17 protein-coding genes are annotated in these 15,808 nt (G+C 63.2%); 14 read left to right on the top strand and 3 right to left on the bottom strand.

Features of this window, described 5'->3' with window-relative positions; translation table 11 throughout:
* Positions 1-14 precede the first annotated feature (14 nt).
* Positions 15-779, bottom strand: coding sequence for an alpha/beta hydrolase (locus tag AADW57_RS02700; protein WP_341668521.1), 765 nt, complete (start codon positions 777-779; stop codon positions 15-17).
* Positions 780-862: 83 nt separating this feature from the next.
* Between AADW57_RS02700 and AADW57_RS02695 the strand changes: the two genes are divergently transcribed.
* The 4 genes from AADW57_RS02695 to AADW57_RS02680 are packed head-to-tail and all read left to right on the top strand — an operon-like array spanning position 863 to position 4,621.
* Positions 863-1,915, top strand: coding sequence for a FecCD family ABC transporter permease (locus AADW57_RS02695; protein WP_341668520.1), 1,053 nt, complete (start codon positions 863-865; stop codon positions 1,913-1,915).
* A gap of 3 nt (positions 1,916-1,918) precedes the next feature.
* Positions 1,919-2,704, top strand: a complete 786-nt coding sequence (locus tag AADW57_RS02690; protein ID WP_341668519.1) for an ABC transporter ATP-binding protein — start codon at positions 1,919-1,921, stop codon at positions 2,702-2,704.
* A gap of 13 nt (positions 2,705-2,717) precedes the next feature.
* A complete protein-coding gene (locus tag AADW57_RS02685; RefSeq protein WP_341668518.1) occupies positions 2,718-3,857 on the top strand; it encodes an ABC transporter substrate-binding protein in 1,140 nt (379 codons plus the stop codon).
* The gene (locus AADW57_RS02680) at positions 3,854-4,621 is read left to right on the top strand and encodes an alpha/beta hydrolase (RefSeq protein ID WP_341668517.1); all 768 of its coding nucleotides are present in this window, start codon (positions 3,854-3,856) and stop codon (positions 4,619-4,621) included. The genes AADW57_RS02685 and AADW57_RS02680 overlap by 4 nt, the downstream gene beginning before the upstream one ends.
* Before the next feature lie 80 nt (positions 4,622-4,701).
* Here AADW57_RS02680 and AADW57_RS02675 read toward each other — a convergent pair whose 3' ends face one another.
* Complete coding sequence (locus tag AADW57_RS02675; RefSeq protein WP_341668516.1) at positions 4,702-5,463, bottom strand: GntR family transcriptional regulator; 762 nt, start codon at positions 5,461-5,463, stop codon at positions 4,702-4,704.
* 178 nt (positions 5,464-5,641) lie between these two features.
* Here AADW57_RS02675 and AADW57_RS02670 point away from each other — a divergent pair, with 178 nt between their 5' ends.
* The 10 genes from AADW57_RS02670 to AADW57_RS02625 all read left to right on the top strand — a co-directional run bounded on the left by AADW57_RS02670 (position 5,642) and on the right by AADW57_RS02625 (position 14,490).
* On the top strand, positions 5,642-6,487 hold the full coding sequence (locus AADW57_RS02670; protein ID WP_341668515.1) for a fumarylacetoacetate hydrolase family protein: 846 nt from the start codon (positions 5,642-5,644) through the stop codon (positions 6,485-6,487).
* Positions 6,488-6,501: 14 nt separating this feature from the next.
* Positions 6,502-7,494, top strand: coding sequence for an ornithine cyclodeaminase family protein (locus tag AADW57_RS02665; protein ID WP_341668514.1), 993 nt, complete (start codon positions 6,502-6,504; stop codon positions 7,492-7,494).
* A gap of 35 nt (positions 7,495-7,529) precedes the next feature.
* A complete protein-coding gene (locus AADW57_RS02660; protein ID WP_341668513.1) occupies positions 7,530-8,651 on the top strand; it encodes a cupin domain-containing protein in 1,122 nt (373 codons plus the stop codon).
* Positions 8,652-8,679: 28 nt separating this feature from the next.
* Positions 8,680-9,165 (top strand): aromatic-ring-hydroxylating dioxygenase subunit beta, encoded by a 486-nt coding sequence (locus tag AADW57_RS02655; protein ID WP_341668512.1) that lies wholly within the window; start codon positions 8,680-8,682, stop codon positions 9,163-9,165.
* A 20-nt stretch (positions 9,166-9,185) separates the two neighbouring features.
* A complete protein-coding gene (locus AADW57_RS02650; protein WP_341668511.1) occupies positions 9,186-10,454 on the top strand; it encodes an aromatic ring-hydroxylating dioxygenase subunit alpha in 1,269 nt (422 codons plus the stop codon).
* Positions 10,451-10,783, top strand: coding sequence for a non-heme iron oxygenase ferredoxin subunit (locus AADW57_RS02645; protein ID WP_341668510.1), 333 nt, complete (start codon positions 10,451-10,453; stop codon positions 10,781-10,783). The genes AADW57_RS02650 and AADW57_RS02645 overlap by 4 nt, the downstream gene beginning before the upstream one ends.
* The gene (locus AADW57_RS02640; protein ID WP_341668509.1) at positions 10,780-12,006 is read left to right on the top strand and encodes an NAD(P)/FAD-dependent oxidoreductase; all 1,227 of its coding nucleotides are present in this window, start codon (positions 10,780-10,782) and stop codon (positions 12,004-12,006) included. Before AADW57_RS02645 ends, AADW57_RS02640 begins: the two co-directional genes overlap by 4 nt.
* A 14-nt stretch (positions 12,007-12,020) precedes the next feature.
* Entirely contained in the window at positions 12,021-12,413 is a 393-nt protein-coding gene (locus tag AADW57_RS02635; protein ID WP_341668508.1) for a nuclear transport factor 2 family protein, read from the top strand.
* Between the two features lie 41 nt (positions 12,414-12,454).
* Positions 12,455-13,447 (top strand): Bug family tripartite tricarboxylate transporter substrate binding protein, encoded by a 993-nt coding sequence (locus tag AADW57_RS02630; protein WP_341668507.1) that lies wholly within the window; start codon positions 12,455-12,457, stop codon positions 13,445-13,447.
* Positions 13,448-13,614: 167 nt separating this feature from the next.
* Positions 13,615-14,490 (top strand): DMT family transporter, encoded by an 876-nt coding sequence (locus tag AADW57_RS02625; RefSeq protein ID WP_341668506.1) that lies wholly within the window; start codon positions 13,615-13,617, stop codon positions 14,488-14,490.
* A gap of 33 nt (positions 14,491-14,523) precedes the next feature.
* On the opposite strand, the gene AADW57_RS02620 is transcribed toward AADW57_RS02625, so the two are convergent.
* Entirely contained in the window at positions 14,524-15,798 is a 1,275-nt protein-coding gene (locus AADW57_RS02620) for a PEGA domain-containing protein (protein ID WP_341668504.1), read from the bottom strand.
* Positions 15,799-15,808 lie beyond the last annotated feature (10 nt).

Genomic DNA, 15,808 nt, shown 5'->3' with positions numbered 1-15,808 from the left:
ACTCGCCCAGTCAGCTACAAACCGCCCTGCGGGGCGTGTACCCAGTCCAGACACGCCTGCGGCAAAGCACGCAGTCCGGCCATGCTATGCGTACACTGCGCAATCAGGCCAAACCGCAACGGCGCACGCTGTCGGCAAGCCAGAGCCTGCGCCAGTTCGCGTGCGCCATCGATCATGCGGCGCTCGCGCAGACGCGCCAGCCGCTGCGCCTGCTGCTCGGGCGGCAACGCCTGTTCAGCCGGACCCAGACACTGCTCATACTCGCCCACCGTAATGCGGACCGGTACGGCCAGCGCCAACGGCGGCAAAGGCTGTTCCAGCAGACGCGCCAGATAACCCTGGCCCCACCAGACCGAGGGACTTGATACCGCCAGGCTCTGGAACACGCCGGGCATGCGATACAGCAAAGTCAATGCCAGCAGGCCGCCCAGTGAATGGCCGCACAACAGACGCCGTCCCGCATCCAGCGGTGCCTGGGCCTGTGCCCAGGGCAAGAAAACATCGCGCAACAACAGCATAAAGTCTTGTGCGCGCCCCGCCTCGCCAGGCTCGCCGGGCGTGTAATCCAGATCGCGCCAGTTTTGCCGGGCATAAGCCACACCCAGCACGGCGCACGGCAACGATGGCTGCAAGGCCGTCAAAACCGCCTGAAACGGCTCGTGATCCAACACACAGGCCAGCGGCCAGCCGTCCTGCGGCGGCACGCCAGTGGGTACGGCCAGGGTCAGACGGTAATGTCGTCCCAATGGGGAACAGTAGTCCAGATGTTCAAGCTGCATAAAAGAATCGCGGTGATGACGCCAAAGCGGGGCCGATGAACTATACTTTCTTTCTGCGTAAACGGTTCTCATTTAGACACTGAATGTCCACATCTGCTGTTTCGGCCACGGCGCTGGCCGACTATAACCTCATCCTCAAGCGGCGCTGGCTGCTGGTGGGCGCACTGGTCCTGATCATTATGGCCTCCATCGTGGCCGACTTCATGCTGGGCCCATCCGGCCTGAGCCTGTCCGAACTGAGCCACGCCCTGTTCAATCCCCAGCAGTCCGACCCCACCACGCGCGTCATCGTCTGGGAAATCCGCCTGCCCTATGCCCTGATGGCCATGGCCATCGGCCTGGCGCTGGGCCTGGCAGGCGCGGAAATGCAGACCATCCTGAACAATCCGCTGGCCAGCCCCTTCACATTGGGCATTTCTTCGGCGGCGGCCTTTGGTGCTTCACTGGCGATTGTGCTGGACCTGTCCCTGCCCGGCGTGCCGCAAGCCTGGACCATCGCCGCCAACGCTTTCGTCTTTGCCTTGCTTTCGGCCATGCTGCTCGATGCCGTCGCCCGCTGGGGAGCCATGAGCACGGCCAATCTGGTGCTGTTCGGCATCGCCCTGGTATTTTCCTTCAACGCATTGGTCTCGCTGGTGCAGTTCGTGGCCAGCGCCGAAGCGCTGCAAGGCCTGGTGTTCTGGACCATGGGCAGTCTGTCGCGCTCCTCCTGGGCCAAGGTCGGCATTATGTTGGGACTGTTCGCCATCATTTTGCCCCTGTCGCTGCGCGACACCTGGAAGCTGACCGCCCTGCGCCTGGGCGAAGACCGCGCAACCAGCTTCGGGATCAACGTCTCGCGTCTGCGCCTGACCTCGCTCATCCGCATCAGTCTGCTGGCCGCCCTAGCTGTGTCCTTTGTGGGCACCATCGGCTTTATCGGCCTGATCGCCCCGCACATCGCCCGCCGGCTGTTCGGCGAAGATCACCGCTTCTACCTGCCCGGCAGCGCATTGGTAGGCGGGGTCATCCTGTCGCTGGCCTCGATCGCCTCCAAGAATATCGTGCCGGGCATCATCATTCCGGTCGGCATCGTCACCTCGCTGGTCGGGGTGCCCTTTTTCCTGGGCGTCGTGCTGCGTCGCCAAATGAAGTAAGCCATGCTCGAAGTCCACGATCTCAGCCTGTCCTACGGCAAACGCTGCATTCTGTCCGACCTGACCGTTCAGCCCCTGCAAGCGGGCCAACTGGTGGCCCTGCTGGGCCCCAACGGCAGCGGCAAATCCACGCTGCTCAAATCCCTGGCCGGGCTGCTCAAGCCCACGACCGGCCGGATTCTGCTCGATGGTCAGGAGCTGAACGGCATCAGCTTCGAGCAACGCGCCCAGAAAGTGGTTTACCTGCCCCAGTCCCTGCCGGCCTCGGTCCATCTGCGCGTGTTCGAGTCCGTGCTGGTGGCCGCCAACGCCTCGGCCCCCGGCGGCCAGGCGCGCAACGTGGACCAGGAACACATACTGCGCATTCTGCAACGCCTGGGCATTGCCCATTTGTCCATGCACTATCTGGACCAACTCTCGGGCGGCCAAAAGCAACTGGTCGGACTGGCCCAGGCGCTGATCCGCAAACCCAAATTGCTGCTGCTGGACGAACCGCTGTCGGCGCTAGACCTGAACTACCAATTCCACGTCATGGACCTGTTGGCCCAGGAAACGCACGACAACAAACTGGTAACCCTGATCGTGCTGCACGACCTGAACGTGGCCCTGCGCCACAGCGACTACGCCCTGATGATAGAAGGCGGCGGGCTGCTGGGCCAAGGCGTGCCGCGCGAAGTCATCACCCCCGATTCCCTGGCGCAGGCCTATGGCGTGCGCGCCCGCGTGGAAAGCTGTTCGCTGGGCACCCCGCAAATCATCATCGACGGGCTGCAAGAGCCCGTGCTGTAACCCCGGAGTCCCCATGACTATCCTGCGACTGCTGCTTGTTTCGCTGTCTCTGTTGCTCCCCTGGACCGTCCATGCCCAGGCCATTCAGGTCACCGACGCCATGGGCCGCCAGGTCCAACTGCCCGGCCCGGCCAAGCGCGTGGTGCTGGCCCAGGCCCGCCACTTTCCGGTGCTGGCCCTGGTGCATCCGGACCCGGCCGGCATCGTGGCGGGCTGGTCCGACGAATTCAAGACCTCGTTTGCCAACGAATACCAGAACTACCTGGCACGCTTTCCGCAACTGGCTTCGGTACCCGTGGTGGGACGCCATACCGCCGACACCTTCTCGGTCGAACAGACGTTGGCGCTGCGCCCCGATCTGGTGGTGCTGACCGCCGCTTTCGCAGGCCTGAAACCCGGCCAGGACGCCAACGACTCGCCCTTGATCCAGCGCCTGACCGCGGCCCACGTGCCGGTGGTGGTCATCGACTTTTTCGTCAATCCACTCGAGAACACCGTACCCAGCCTGCGCGCCCTGGGCTATGCCATCGGCCAGCCAGAACGCACGGACCAGTTCATCGCCTTTTACCAGGAACGCATGCAAGGCATCGCCCAGCGCCTGGCCGATCTGCCCGCAGACCAGCGTCCGCCCGTCTTTGTGCATGCCCACGCCGGCAGCACGGACTGCTGCAACTCGCCCGGCGCAGGCACCTTCAATGACATGATTTCGTACGCAGGCGGCCACAATATCGGTGCCGACGTTCTTAAAAGCTCCACCGGCAAACTGAACTTCGAATACATCAATGCGCGCGCGCCCGTGGTCTACGTGGCGACCGGCACCGGTTCGGGCAAGCGCACCAGCACGGGCCTGCGCATCGGCACCGGTGTAGACGCCCCCCAGGCCCGCGCCAGCCTGCAGGCCATCATAGACGGCAACCGCCTGCAGGCCTTGCCGGCCGTGCGCAGCGGCAACAGCCACGGCATCTGGCATGCGTTCAACGACTCTCCGTTGCACATGATTTTTATTCAGGCACTGGCAGGCTGGATTCACCCAGAACGCTTCCAGGGTGTATCGGCCGCGCAGACACTGCAAGAAGTGAACCAGCGCTTTCTGACCGTGCCCATGCAAGGCACCTACATGATCGACCTGCAAGACACTGCCACGACGCCATGAGCCGTGTCATTACGCTGACACTGCCCCCTGCGGGTGGCCACGAACATCGTGTGCAACTGCGGCTGCCCACAGAATCGGGCGGGCAGCCGCCCCTGCTGTGTCTGCTGGATGGGCAGTGGACATTGCCGCTGCTGGAACAAAGCGGCCACCCGGCGCTGGAGCGCTGCGCCGTGCTGGCGCTGGGCTATGACGGCGATCCGGAGCACATCAGACGCTGCCGCGCGCTGGACTACACCCCGCCTGCCCCCGACGGCCAGCCCTGGCACGATCCCCGCGTACCGCACTGGCAAGCGGGCGGCGCAGCCGCCATGCTTGAGCAGCTACGCCTGGCGTTGAACCTGTGCAGGCAGGCGGAACCTCGTCTGGTACAGTCCCCGACAAGTCTCTACGGCCACTCCTACGCCGGGCTGTTCGTGCTGTATGCACTCAGCCAGGGCACGCTGCCGCTGGACCGCTATCTGTGTGCCAGCCCTTCGCTATGGTGGCATGATCCGTTAATCTGGTCTTTGCTGGACGGCATTGCATCCCCTGCCCCGATCGACATTTTGGCCGGTGCCGGCGAATTCTGGTATCCGGTCAGCGCACAAGCCGCCGGCCCGGAAGGACGACGCAACGGCATCCCCACCCTGCCGGCCATGCAGCACCTGCAGCGCACACTGCACGATCGCGGCCTTGACGCACGCTTGCACATTCTGCCGCAGGCAGGCCACGGCCAGATGCTGACCCAGGCCACCCTGCGCGCCCTGGAACTGGTGACCGCCTAGTCCTTGGCGTGCCGTCCGCACCGCCATAGGTCCAATCGCCACAAAGCCTGCACACCCGCGCGCAAATAAACAGCCCCGCCTTAGGCACTCATGCTGTTGACCAGCAGATCCGCCGGTCCCAGAGTGGGCGAATCGCCTTTGTGTTCGCGCGCATCACGCATTTCCTGGATCAACAGACGTTTGTTGTCGCGGCTGCGATAGGCGTGTTCGCGCATCAAGGCTTCGGCACGGCTGGCTTCGCCACGCACCAGGGCCTGCAACACATCTTCGTGGTCAGCCTGGGCACGGGTCACAAACGACGTCGCCAACCGCGTAGGCACCGTTGCCAACGCCATCGAGCCTGGCCCTACAAAGGGCGTTTTATTGTTGTGTTCCAAAGCCGACAACAAGGCGCTATTGCCGCACGCCTGGGCCAACACATCATGAAAATGCTGATTCACCTTGCGCCAGGCCTGCGCATCCACCGCCTGGCTTTCTGCATGCAATGCCTGGTCCACCAGCTTGCGCCCGGCCCGCACCGCCGCTTCCAGCTCGGCCCGCGTCTGAGCCGTCAGGCCCGCTTCGGCAAGCAGACGGGCCGCCATGCCTTCCAGCACCCCGCGCACCTCCACGGCTTCGCCGATATTGTCCATGGAGAACACGCGCACCCGGAATCCCCGCGAAGGGAGCTGTTCCAGCAGGCCTTCTTTTTCCAATTCTGCAAAGGCCAAACGCAGCGGCGTGCGCGACACGCCCAGACGGGCTGCGTAATGCAGCTCGGTCAGGCGCTCACCCGGACGCACCTCGCCGGAAAGGATGATTTCCCGAAGCGCGGAAATAACACGGTCTGTCTGAACGGCCATAACAGGTCAAAAATGGTTGCAGAGCCGACAGTTTAACTCAGACCCACCCCCAACAGATTGCATGCAAAAAACTTGATAAAGATCAAAATTGCATGCAATAATAAATTTAAATACTAATTATTTGATCAAAAACAGGGTTTTGATCTGTTTTTGCATGCAAGACACTGCAGGAGACACTATGAAGCTAGCCCGCTTCTCGCATCGGGAAACCATTCGCTGGGGCTTGGTCAACCAGGACAGCATCATTGCGCTGGACACCCTCTGGCCCACGCTGGCCCAGGGCTTGGCACAGACACCCACGGAGCTGCGCGCCGCTGCCGAGCAAAACCGTCAGCACGCATTGCATGCAAACGAAGTGCAATGGCTGCCCCCCGCCGAGCCCTGTAGCAAAATTCTGTGCGTGGGGCTGAACTACGGCCGTCACGCACTGGAAGGCGGGCGCGACCTGCCCTCCCACCCGTCCCTGTTTCTGCGTCATCTGGACTCCTTTGTAGGACACGAACAAAACATCATCCGGCCGGCCTGTTCCACGCAGTTTGACTTTGAAGGCGAGCTGGCCGTGGTCATCGGCCAGGGCGGCCGCCACATCCCTGCCGACAAGGCAATGGGTCATGTAGCCGGCTACACCTGCATGGGCGAGAACTCCGTGCGCGACTTCCAAAAGCACACCGCCCAGGTCACTGCCGGCAAGAATTTCGACCGCAGCGGATCATTAGGCCCCTGGATCGTCACCGCCGACCAAGCCGGTGCCCCCGAAGCCATGACGCTGCAGACGCGCCTGAACGGTGCCGTCATGCAATCGGCTCCCGTATCCGACCTGATTTTTTCCATCCCGACACTGATCGCCTACATCAGCACCTTCACCACGCTGCGCGCGGGCGACATCATCGCCACCGGCACGCCCGAAGGCATAGGCCTGCGCCGCAGCCCGCCGCTGTTCATGAAAGCGGGCGACGTGCTGGAAATCGACATCTCCGGCCTGGGCGTGCTGCGCTCGACCGTGGCCGACGAAACAATCTCTTAATTCAAGGAATCTCCATGCAGCAAGATGGCGTTCTCTACCTGACCGAGCGCGATGTGGTGTCCGTGCTGGATATGCCCGCCGCAATCAACGCGCTGGCCGACATGCTGGCCGCCCAAGGCCGTCAAGCCGTCAAGAACGTACCCAAGGCGCTGGGCACCTGGGGCGACGGCTGCTCCATGCACGCGCTCGGTTCGGTCATGACCGACGGCGGTCAGTGCGGCTTCAAGACCTGGGTACATACCCCGCGCGGCGGCGGCTCCATGTTCAGCCTGTTCGATGCCGACACCGGTCGCCTGCAGGCCCTGATCGAAGCCCGCGCGCTGGGCATGATGCGCACCGCCGCCATTAGCGGCGTGGCGACCCGCGCCCTGGCCCCCCGCGACACCCGTATCGCCGCCCTGATCGGCACCGGCCCCCAGGCCGTGACCCAACTGGCGGCCCTGGCGGCCGTGCAGGAACTGGACGAAGTACGCGTCTACAGCCCAACCGCCGAAAAACGCGCTGCGTTTGTCGCCAAGCTGGCCCCCCGCTACAGCTTTGCGCTGCGCGACTGCGCCAGCCTGGAAGAGGCGATGGACGGTGCCGGCATCGTCACCAGCATTACCCGCGCGACCGACCCGTTCATTACGCCGGCTCTGATGCAGTCCTGCCAGCACATCAATGCAGTGGGTGCCATCCTGCCCGCCAAGGCCGAACTGGAGCAGGCCGTGGTGCAATCCGCCGACCTGATCGTCGTCGATGACAAGGACAACGCTCTGCGCGGATCACGCGAACTACGCGAGCGCCTGGGCACCGATGCCGCTGGCTGGAATCAGGTGTCTTCCCTGAGCGAGCGCCTGGCCCAGAACCTGGGCCGCCCCGAAAACGCGCGTCTGACGCTGTTCAAGGGCATGGGCATGGGCCTGTCGGATCTGGCCATGGCCACCACCGTGTATCAAGGCGCGCTCGAGCGCGGACTGGGCATCGCCCTGCCCGCCCAGACACGCCAGAACCTGCTTCTCGATTAAATACAGTGCGGCCGACACGGCCCAGAGGAACTCCCATGGAAAAAACAACTAGCCCCTTCGTGGATGTCAGCGGTGCCACCCCCCGCGAACAGAACATGTGGCCATCCATCGTGATCCCCAAGGAATCGATTGACCTGGAGATCGCCCGTCTGCAGGACATCGCCCGCCCCGACAATGGCCGCCGCGCCAGCATGATCGTGCATCCGCAATCCCGGCAACCCGGCCTGGGCCTGTCGCCCGGCATCGACGTGACCATCAACGTCCTGAACCCGGGCGAGCGCACGTTCAACCTGCGCAAAAACTCCAATATGGTCGAGATCTGTATCTCGGGCAGCGGCGTGGCCGTCTGTGACGGCGCGCAGACCCGCGTGGGTAAGTTCGATGTGTGGAACACGCCTTCCATGGCCGTACACAGCTATTACAACGACACCCAGACCCCCTGGGTGCGCCTGTCCTACTCCAACGCCCCGTTGCTGGAAAAGCTGGAAATCCACTACGTGGAAGAGTTCGAGGGCGACATCCCGCCCGCGGACGCCGGCACCACGGCCGCCGCCACGGCGGGCAGCTCGGACGGCCCGCGCGCCCGCGACCTGGCCCTGCGCGAGCAGATCACCGACAACGGTGCCTGGCTGCTGGGCTACGAATGGCTGATCGACATTGATGTGATCGAATCCAAGTCCTTGCACTGGCCCTGGGAAAAAGTGTCCCAGTACCTGCCCAGCGTAGAGGACATCGACCGCGGCTACAACGGCCGCCGCCTGTTCGTGCTGTACAACCCGGCCACCGAGCGCCGCATCGGCACCACGCACAGTTTTTTTGCGACCATTTCCAGTTCGCCGCCCAACAATCACCACATTCCGCACCGCCACAGCTCGGCCGCCATGAACTACTACCTGCGCGGCAACGGCTACAGCAAGGTCAACGGCGAACGCCTGGAATGGAAGGAAGGCGACCTGATTCTGTCCGCCCCCGGCTGGGCCATGCACTCGCACCACTCCGGCGACCAGACCACCTCCGCCTTGACCATACAGGATCACCCATTGCAAATCGCCATGGAATCGCTGATCTGGCAGGAACGCATCAAGGAACCGATTCTGACGCTGGGCCGCCAGGCCGGCTTTGAAAGCAATCGCGCCCAGTTTGTCGCGGCCAAATAAGCCGCCTACGCTTCACAGGATTATCGATATGACCACAGTTTTGGATTCCATCGCGCTGCGCATGCAGATCCGCGACTTCTACGACGACTACGCCAACACCCTGGACGATGTCGATCTGGAGGGCTGGGTGGACTACTTCACCGAGGACTGCCACTACCGCGTGATCTCGCAGGAAAACGTCAAGGCCGGGCTGCCCCTGGGCCTGATCTATTGCATGAACAAGAACATGCTGCGCGACCGCGTCACCGCCCTGCGCGAAACCACCATGTTCGAGCCACGCACGCTGCGCCACTTCATCAGCGGCGTGCGCATCAACCGTATCGAAGACGGCCTGATCCATGCCCAGGCCAACTTCATGATCACCGAAGCGCTGTCCGACCAGGAACCCACCGTGAATCTGGTGGGCCAGTACCAGGACATCCTGGAGCAGACCGAAGACGGCTTTCTGCTGCGCCGCCGCGACTGCGTGTACGACAACTACCGCATCCGCAATTCGCTGATCATCCCCGTCTGACGCCCGGCAAGGAGAAAACAATGAGCTGTAATCACACTGAACAAGCGCCGCGCGTGGTCGAGGCCCCCATCGTCATCAACCGCCGCTGGCCCGAAGAAGGCTTCACGCGCATCCCGGCCTGGGTCTATACCGATCCGGCTGTCTATAAAAAAGAAATGGATGTGTTCTTTGCCGGCGACACCTGGAACTACGTCGGCCTGGAATGCGAAGTGCCCGAGGTGGGCAGCTTCAAGCGCCAGTGGATCGGCGACCGCCCCGTCGTGATGGTGCGCAACGAGGACGGCCAGATCAACGTCATCGAAAACCGCTGCGCCCACAAAGGCGCGCAGATCTGTTGGGAAAACACCGGCAAGGTCAGCGACTTTACCTGCCCCTACCACCAGTGGAACTACGACCTGAACGGCAACCTGCAAGGCGTGCCTTTCCGTCGCGGCGCATTGGGCAAGGGTGGCATGCCCAAGGACTTCGATCCCAAGAAATGGGGCATCAAGCGCCTGCGCACGGTCAACCGGGGCGGCTCCATCTGGGCCACCTTCTCCGAGAGTGCGCCTAGTTTCGAGGAATACTGCGGCCCGGACGTGCTGGCCGAAATCGACCACATGCTGCCCGGCAAAAAGCTGACGCTGCTGGGCTACAGCCGCCAGTTGATCCCCAGCAACTGGAAGATGTACCTGGAAAACCTGAAAGACCCCTATCACGCCACGCTGCTGCACACCTTCTACATTACCTTTGGCCTGTGGCGCGCGGACTCCAAGTCCGAGTGCATCCCCACCGGCGGCGGTGCCCACAGCGTGATGGTGTCGCACAACGAAGGCAAGAAAAAATCCGAAGCCACGGCGGAAATGGAACGCTTTCGCGATGACCTGCGCATTCTGGACGCGGAAACCGTCACGCCGCGCAAGGAATTTAACGAAGGCCGCGTGGGCGGTGCCTGGGTATTTCCGGCCGCGCAGTTCGGCATCCAGGCCAACTCGCTCAAGACACGTCACGTGATTCCACGCGGCCCCAATGCGCACGAACTGGTCTTTACCTACTACGGTTACGAGGACGACGACGAGGAAATGACCCGCCTGCGTCTGAAGCACGCCAATCTGCTCGGCCCGGCCGGTTTCGTGTCCATGGACGACAGCGAAATGCTCAAGCAGGTACACACCGGTATTTCCGGCTACCCGGACAGCGTCAGCGTGGTGGAGATGGGCGGACGCGATACCGAGCCGACCGACTATATGGTCAGCGAAGTGCTGATCCGCGCTTTCTACAAATACTACCGCGAGGCAATGGGACTATGACAAGCGAACAGACCTGGACCCTGGCCGCCCAGACCGGCGACATTTCCCCCGACACCAATACCCTGCGTGTGGTGGTGGACGGCGAAGCGGTATGCCTGTATCAATTAGAGGACGGCTCCATCCACGCCACGCAGGACCGCTGCACGCATGGCAACGCCAGCCTGGCCGATGGTTATATCGAGGACGGCCTGATCGAATGCCCCCTGCACCAGGGCTGCTTCGATATCCGCACCGGCAAGGCGCGCACCGCGCCCTGCACCGTGGATCTGAAAACCTATGCCATCCGCATCGACGGCGAGGCCATCTACATCGCCGGAGACGCCGCATGAGCACGGTGCTGATCCTGGGCGCGGGTCAGGCAGGCGGCTGGGCCGCCCGCACCCTGCGCGACCAGGGTTTTGCAGGCCGCATCGTGCTGGTGGGTCAGGAAAGCCACGCGCCTTACGAGCGCCCGCCGCTGTCCAAGGACATTTTGCTGGGCCAGGGCACGAGCGTGGCCGAACTGACCTTGCTGGACGCGGCGACCATGCAGGCGCTCAATATCGAAGCTCTGCTGGGCCGCTGCGCCCTGCGCATAGACCGCGAACGCAAAACCGTAACACTGGACGACGGCAGCGAACTGGCCTACGACCATCTGGTTCTGGCCACCGGCGGGCGTGCCCGCCAATTGCTGCCCGAACTGGCGCAGCACCCGCGCATGTTCACCTTACGCACGCTGGACGACGCCCTACGTCTGAAAGAGTCCCTGTCCCAGCCCAGCCATCTGCTGATTATCGGCGGCGGCTGGATCGGACTGGAAGTGGCCGCGACGGCTCGCCAACTGGGGCATGAAGTGACCGTACTGGAAGCGGCCCCGCGCCTGTGCCAACGCAGCGTCTGCGCCGCCATGTCGGACGAGCTGGCCAGCGTACACACAGAACAAGGCGTGAATCTACGCCTGGAAACGACGGCCGCTCAGGTGCAGCCCGAGGCAGCAGGTTTCGTGGCGACCTTGTCCGACGGCTCCACGCTGACCTGCACCCACATCGTCATGGCCGCCGGACTGCTGGCCAACGACGAATTGGCCGAGCAGGCCGGCTTGCCCTGCCGACAAGGCGTGATCGTAGACGAACAGTGCCGCAGTGCCGACCCACACATCTACGCCGCCGGCGATGTGGCCTTGCGTCCGGCTGACGGAGTGCGCCCCGCCTTGCGCCTGGAGTCCTGGCAGAACGCTCAGGATCAAGGCATGGCCGTGGCGCAAGCCATCCTGGGTCAGCAAGTACATTACCTGCCCACGCCGCTGGTGTGGTCGCAGCAATACGACCGCTTCATCCAGATCTGTGGCCATGTCGATCAAGCCCAGGACACCGTACTGCGTTCTGTTAAGCAAGGCGGGCGCCTGCGCTTTTATCTGGACGCGCAAGGTGCCTTGCAAGGGGTGGTCGGCATCAATGCAGGCCGGGACTGGCGCGCTGCCCGCGCATTGGTGGAACGTCGTGAAAAAGCCGACCCACGCGCGCTGGCCGACCCCGCCATCGCCCTGAACAAACTGCCCCAGGCACTGGCCTGACAAGGAATATGGCCATGAACCATCACGCCGCCTACACCGCCTGTCTGCAACTGGCCAGCCGCTTTTACCTGAGCCTGGACAGCGCGGACACGCCGGGCCTGCTGGCCTGCGTAACCGAAGCCACCGTCTGGCATCGTCAGGGGCAGGCCCTGCAAGGCCCGCACGCCATTGCACAGGCACTGGCCGGCCGCAAGGCCGAGCGCATCACCAGTCACCAGATCAGCAATTTTGATCTGCATGCCGAAACGGACGACGAAGCCGTGGCGCATTACTACGTAACAGTCTACGACAACCAGGGGCCGGACGGCACCCTGCAGCTCAAGACCATTTTGCGCAGCCAAGACCATTTCCACCGCGTGAACGGCCAATGGTCACTGCTGGCCAAGCGCAGTCAAAAGCATCTCTAACGCAGTACTTTTATCATCCAAAAAAGGGGGGAGCAGCAGACATGCTCACACATAAAATGATCAAGACCAGCATCAGCCTGGCGTTGACCGCCGTATTGGGGACAGGCCTGGCCGCAAGCGGTGCGGCACACGCCGCCGACTACCCGGAGCGCGCCATTACCGTCATCGTGCCCTTCCCGGCCGGCGGCGGCGGCGATACTCTCGCCCGCATCGCCACCGATGCCATTGGCCGCCAGTTGGGCCAGACCATGATTGTGGAAAATCGTCCCGGCGCGGGCGGCAACATCGGCACATCCCAAGTGGCCCGCGCCAAGCCCGACGGCTACACGCTGGGCTACGGCACCAACGGCACCGGTGCCATCAACCACTGGCTGTACTCCAATCCCGGCTACTCGAACGACGATCTGGAACCCATTTCCCGCCTGACCACGATTGCCGCCGCCATGGTGGTCAATCCCGACAGCCAGTACAAAACCGTGCAGGAGCTGATCGCCTTCGGCAAGGCCAACCCCGACAGCCTGACCTGTGGCTCGGCCGGCAACGGCACGACCTCGCACCTGGCCTGTGAACTGTTCAAGCAAATGACGGGCGTCAAGATCCTGCACATTCCCTACAAGGGCGGTGCTGCCGCCATGACGGACCTGCTGGGCGGACGCGTGGACCTGCTGATCGATGTCCTGCCCAATCTGTCCGGACAGATCGCCGCCGGCAAGCTGCGTCCGCTGGCCGTCACCATGAACAAGCGCCTGGACTCGCACCCCGACATCCCCACCATGCAAGAGGCCGGCGTGCCAGGTTATGACTTCTTTGCCTGGGATGCCATCTGGGCACCCAAGGGCACGCCGCCCCAGGCCCTGGACCGTCTGAACGAAGCCGTGCGTAAAGCCATGAGCGATCCCAAGACCGTGGAAATCCTGAAAGCCCGTGGTGCCGACACCGCCCCTACCAGCCGCGAGGAGCTGGCCGCTTTCGTCAAAGAGGAATACACCCGTCTGGGCGAAGTCGTGAAAAAATCCGGCGCACGCGTGGACTGATGACACCTGCACCCGGCTCCCCGCCGGGTCAGTCTGCCGGCACCCAGCATGGGTGCCGGTTTTTTTTGCCCCTTCAGCACCGAACAGACTGCTCCCTTCTAAACCAAGCAAGGATTACAATCGCCTGGCGTGCGGCCCATGGGGACCGCAGCCCACCTGCTTCCGTCATGTCCCCCAAAGACCTACGCGACCTATTCCTGCTGGCTGCCATCTGGGGCAGTTCGTTCTTGTTCACGCTCAAGGCGGTACCTGCCTTCGGCCCGTTTCCACTGACGGTCGTGCGCGTGGGGGCCAGTGCCCTGGCCTTGATGACATACCTGTTTCTGACTGGCCGCCTGCACATCGTCGTGCAACACTGGAAACCCATTTGCGGGCTGGGCATCCTGAACGCCGCCATTCCTTTTTCCCTGTACGCCTATGCCGCCCTGCGGCTCGAATCGGGCCTGCTGGCTGTGCTCAATGCAATGGCACCGCTGTTCGGGGCGCTGGTGGCGCGCATGTGGCTAAAAGAGCGCCTGTCCTCCACCCGCATCCTGGGTTTGTGCGTCGGCTTTCTGGGCATTCTGATCCTGGTATACGACAAACTGTCTTTTACCCAAGGCGCGCAAGGCTGGGCCGTGCTGGCGTCGGTCGCTGCCACCGTTTTCTACGGCATCGCCACCAATTACACAGCCCGTTTTCTGCGCGGCGTCCAACCCCAGGCCGTCGCGGCGGGTAGCCTGGCTTTTGCCGCCCTGGCACTGCTTCCCCTGGCCCTGATCTGGTGGCCGCAGCAGGCTCCATCCCTGGGCGCATGGGGCGCTGCCTTGTCCCTTTCCTTGCTGTGTACCGCCGTCGCCTACCTGATTTTCTATCGTCTGCTGGCTAATGTCGGGCCATCCAAGACCATTACCGTTACCTTTCTGGTGCCGCCTTTCGGCGTGCTGTGGGGCACGCTGCTGCTGGACGAGACTCTGACCGTGCAAATGCTGGCCGGCATGGCCACGGTGCTGCTAGGCACCTTGCTGGCCACCGGTGTCATCGGACAGCGCAGAGCCGCGTAACACAGCCGCTTCTGGCAGCCACGCCATGCTGCCTTAACGAAACTGGTAACTGACGCTCGCCGTGCGGCCCGAGCGTACTTGTACCGTCGTACTGTATTCGGGCAGTTCGGCGTTCTTGATGACGATACGGTGCGAACCCGGAGCCAAAGACAAGGACTTCAGCGGGGGGCTGACACCGTGCTTGCGTCCATTGACATAGACTTCGCCCCAAGGGCGCACATCCAAGACCACCGTCCCTTTGGCGGGCGGCGGCGCAGGCTTGGCCGCCACCGGCTCCAACTGTTCTACCTGCCCGGCAGGCGAAGCTGCCTGCTCGCGCAGCGGCAAGGGCGGCGACACGTTCACAACACCCCCCTGTTCAGGCGCAGCACCGCCGACTGACTCAAGCGCCGGCGACGGCCGGGCTACAGGCGGTTGCGCAGCAAGGACCTTGCCCGCATCAACAGGCGAGCTCTGGCCAGGCACGACGTCCGCTTCCGCCTTCCGCACCGGTTCTGGTAACGTAGGCGCAGCGACCTCGGGTCGTGCTGGCGCACCGCTTTGCGGCCCGGACACCCCCACGGCGGCCGGTTCGGTCGCCCCCGACCGACTTGATTGCACCGGAACAGACGGTGGCGACGCAGACGTACCGCCCGTTCCAAATAGATAAGCCGCTCCCAAGCCGGCCACCACCAACACCATTACTCCAGCCAACCAAAGTGGTGCAGGACGACGCGCGGCCGCCAATACCGGCAAAGGCTCATCTTTCGTATCGGCAAATGCCTGTTCGCGCCGCTCTCCCAAAGCCTGCAACTTGGCATAAGCAGACATAGACTGAGGCCGCTGCGTCGGGTCCAAAGACAATCCCCGCAACATGGCTTGCATACTCCCGTCCGCCTCCTCATCCCAAGCGATGGGGTCGGACAACTGCCGCCACGGCGCGGCCGGCACAGGCCTGCCCGTCAATAAATGCCAGCTCAGCGCCGCATAGGCATAGACATCGCTCCACGGACCGGGCGGACGCAAGGGGTCTTGCACATATTGCTCGGGCGCGGCACATGGCTCGTCAAACGGTCTGCCCTGCTGCAACGATTGCGCCAGACTGCGTTTGTGCTCGCACTGCTCGGGCGGCAAAAGCCTGACCTGCCCCGCATCGGTCAGCACCACCGTATCCAGGCCCAGCGCCCCGTACCACTGCTGCTGATCGTGTACATAGCGCAGATGAGCCGCCACCTGGGCCAGCACAGCCTGCCGCTGCTCGTGCAGCAAGGAATCCAAGACCTGACTCAATGGCCGATCTGTCGTGCCCAAAGAAGAACTGCGTGTCATGAAAACTCTC

Origin of the sequence: Alcaligenes sp. SDU_A2, from assembly GCF_038237375.1 — a bacterium.
Taxonomy (GTDB): Bacteria; Pseudomonadota; Gammaproteobacteria; order Burkholderiales; family Burkholderiaceae_B; genus Alcaligenes.
Note: the sequence above shows the minus strand (reverse complement) of the source record. Positions and strands in the feature narration are given on the sequence as shown.

Coding starts and splice junctions, on each gene's coding strand:
- AADW57_RS02700 (WP_341668521.1), bottom strand. CDS start 779: ATGCAGCTTGAACATCTGGACTACTGTTCCCCATTGGGACGACATTAC.
- AADW57_RS02695 (WP_341668520.1), top strand. CDS start 863: ATGTCCACATCTGCTGTTTCGGCCACGGCGCTGGCCGACTATAACCTC.
- AADW57_RS02690 (WP_341668519.1), top strand. CDS start 1,919: ATGCTCGAAGTCCACGATCTCAGCCTGTCCTACGGCAAACGCTGCATT.
- AADW57_RS02685 (WP_341668518.1), top strand. CDS start 2,718: ATGACTATCCTGCGACTGCTGCTTGTTTCGCTGTCTCTGTTGCTCCCC.
- AADW57_RS02680 (WP_341668517.1), top strand. CDS start 3,854: ATGAGCCGTGTCATTACGCTGACACTGCCCCCTGCGGGTGGCCACGAA.
- AADW57_RS02675 (WP_341668516.1), bottom strand. CDS start 5,463: ATGGCCGTTCAGACAGACCGTGTTATTTCCGCGCTTCGGGAAATCATC.
- AADW57_RS02670 (WP_341668515.1), top strand. CDS start 5,642: ATGAAGCTAGCCCGCTTCTCGCATCGGGAAACCATTCGCTGGGGCTTG.
- AADW57_RS02665 (WP_341668514.1), top strand. CDS start 6,502: ATGCAGCAAGATGGCGTTCTCTACCTGACCGAGCGCGATGTGGTGTCC.
- AADW57_RS02660 (WP_341668513.1), top strand. CDS start 7,530: ATGGAAAAAACAACTAGCCCCTTCGTGGATGTCAGCGGTGCCACCCCC.
- AADW57_RS02655 (WP_341668512.1), top strand. CDS start 8,680: ATGACCACAGTTTTGGATTCCATCGCGCTGCGCATGCAGATCCGCGAC.
- AADW57_RS02650 (WP_341668511.1), top strand. CDS start 9,186: ATGAGCTGTAATCACACTGAACAAGCGCCGCGCGTGGTCGAGGCCCCC.
- AADW57_RS02645 (WP_341668510.1), top strand. CDS start 10,451: ATGACAAGCGAACAGACCTGGACCCTGGCCGCCCAGACCGGCGACATT.
- AADW57_RS02640 (WP_341668509.1), top strand. CDS start 10,780: ATGAGCACGGTGCTGATCCTGGGCGCGGGTCAGGCAGGCGGCTGGGCC.
- AADW57_RS02635 (WP_341668508.1), top strand. CDS start 12,021: ATGAACCATCACGCCGCCTACACCGCCTGTCTGCAACTGGCCAGCCGC.
- AADW57_RS02630 (WP_341668507.1), top strand. CDS start 12,455: ATGCTCACACATAAAATGATCAAGACCAGCATCAGCCTGGCGTTGACC.
- AADW57_RS02625 (WP_341668506.1), top strand. CDS start 13,615: ATGTCCCCCAAAGACCTACGCGACCTATTCCTGCTGGCTGCCATCTGG.
- AADW57_RS02620 (WP_341668504.1), bottom strand. CDS start 15,798: ATGACACGCAGTTCTTCTTTGGGCACGACAGATCGGCCATTGAGTCAG.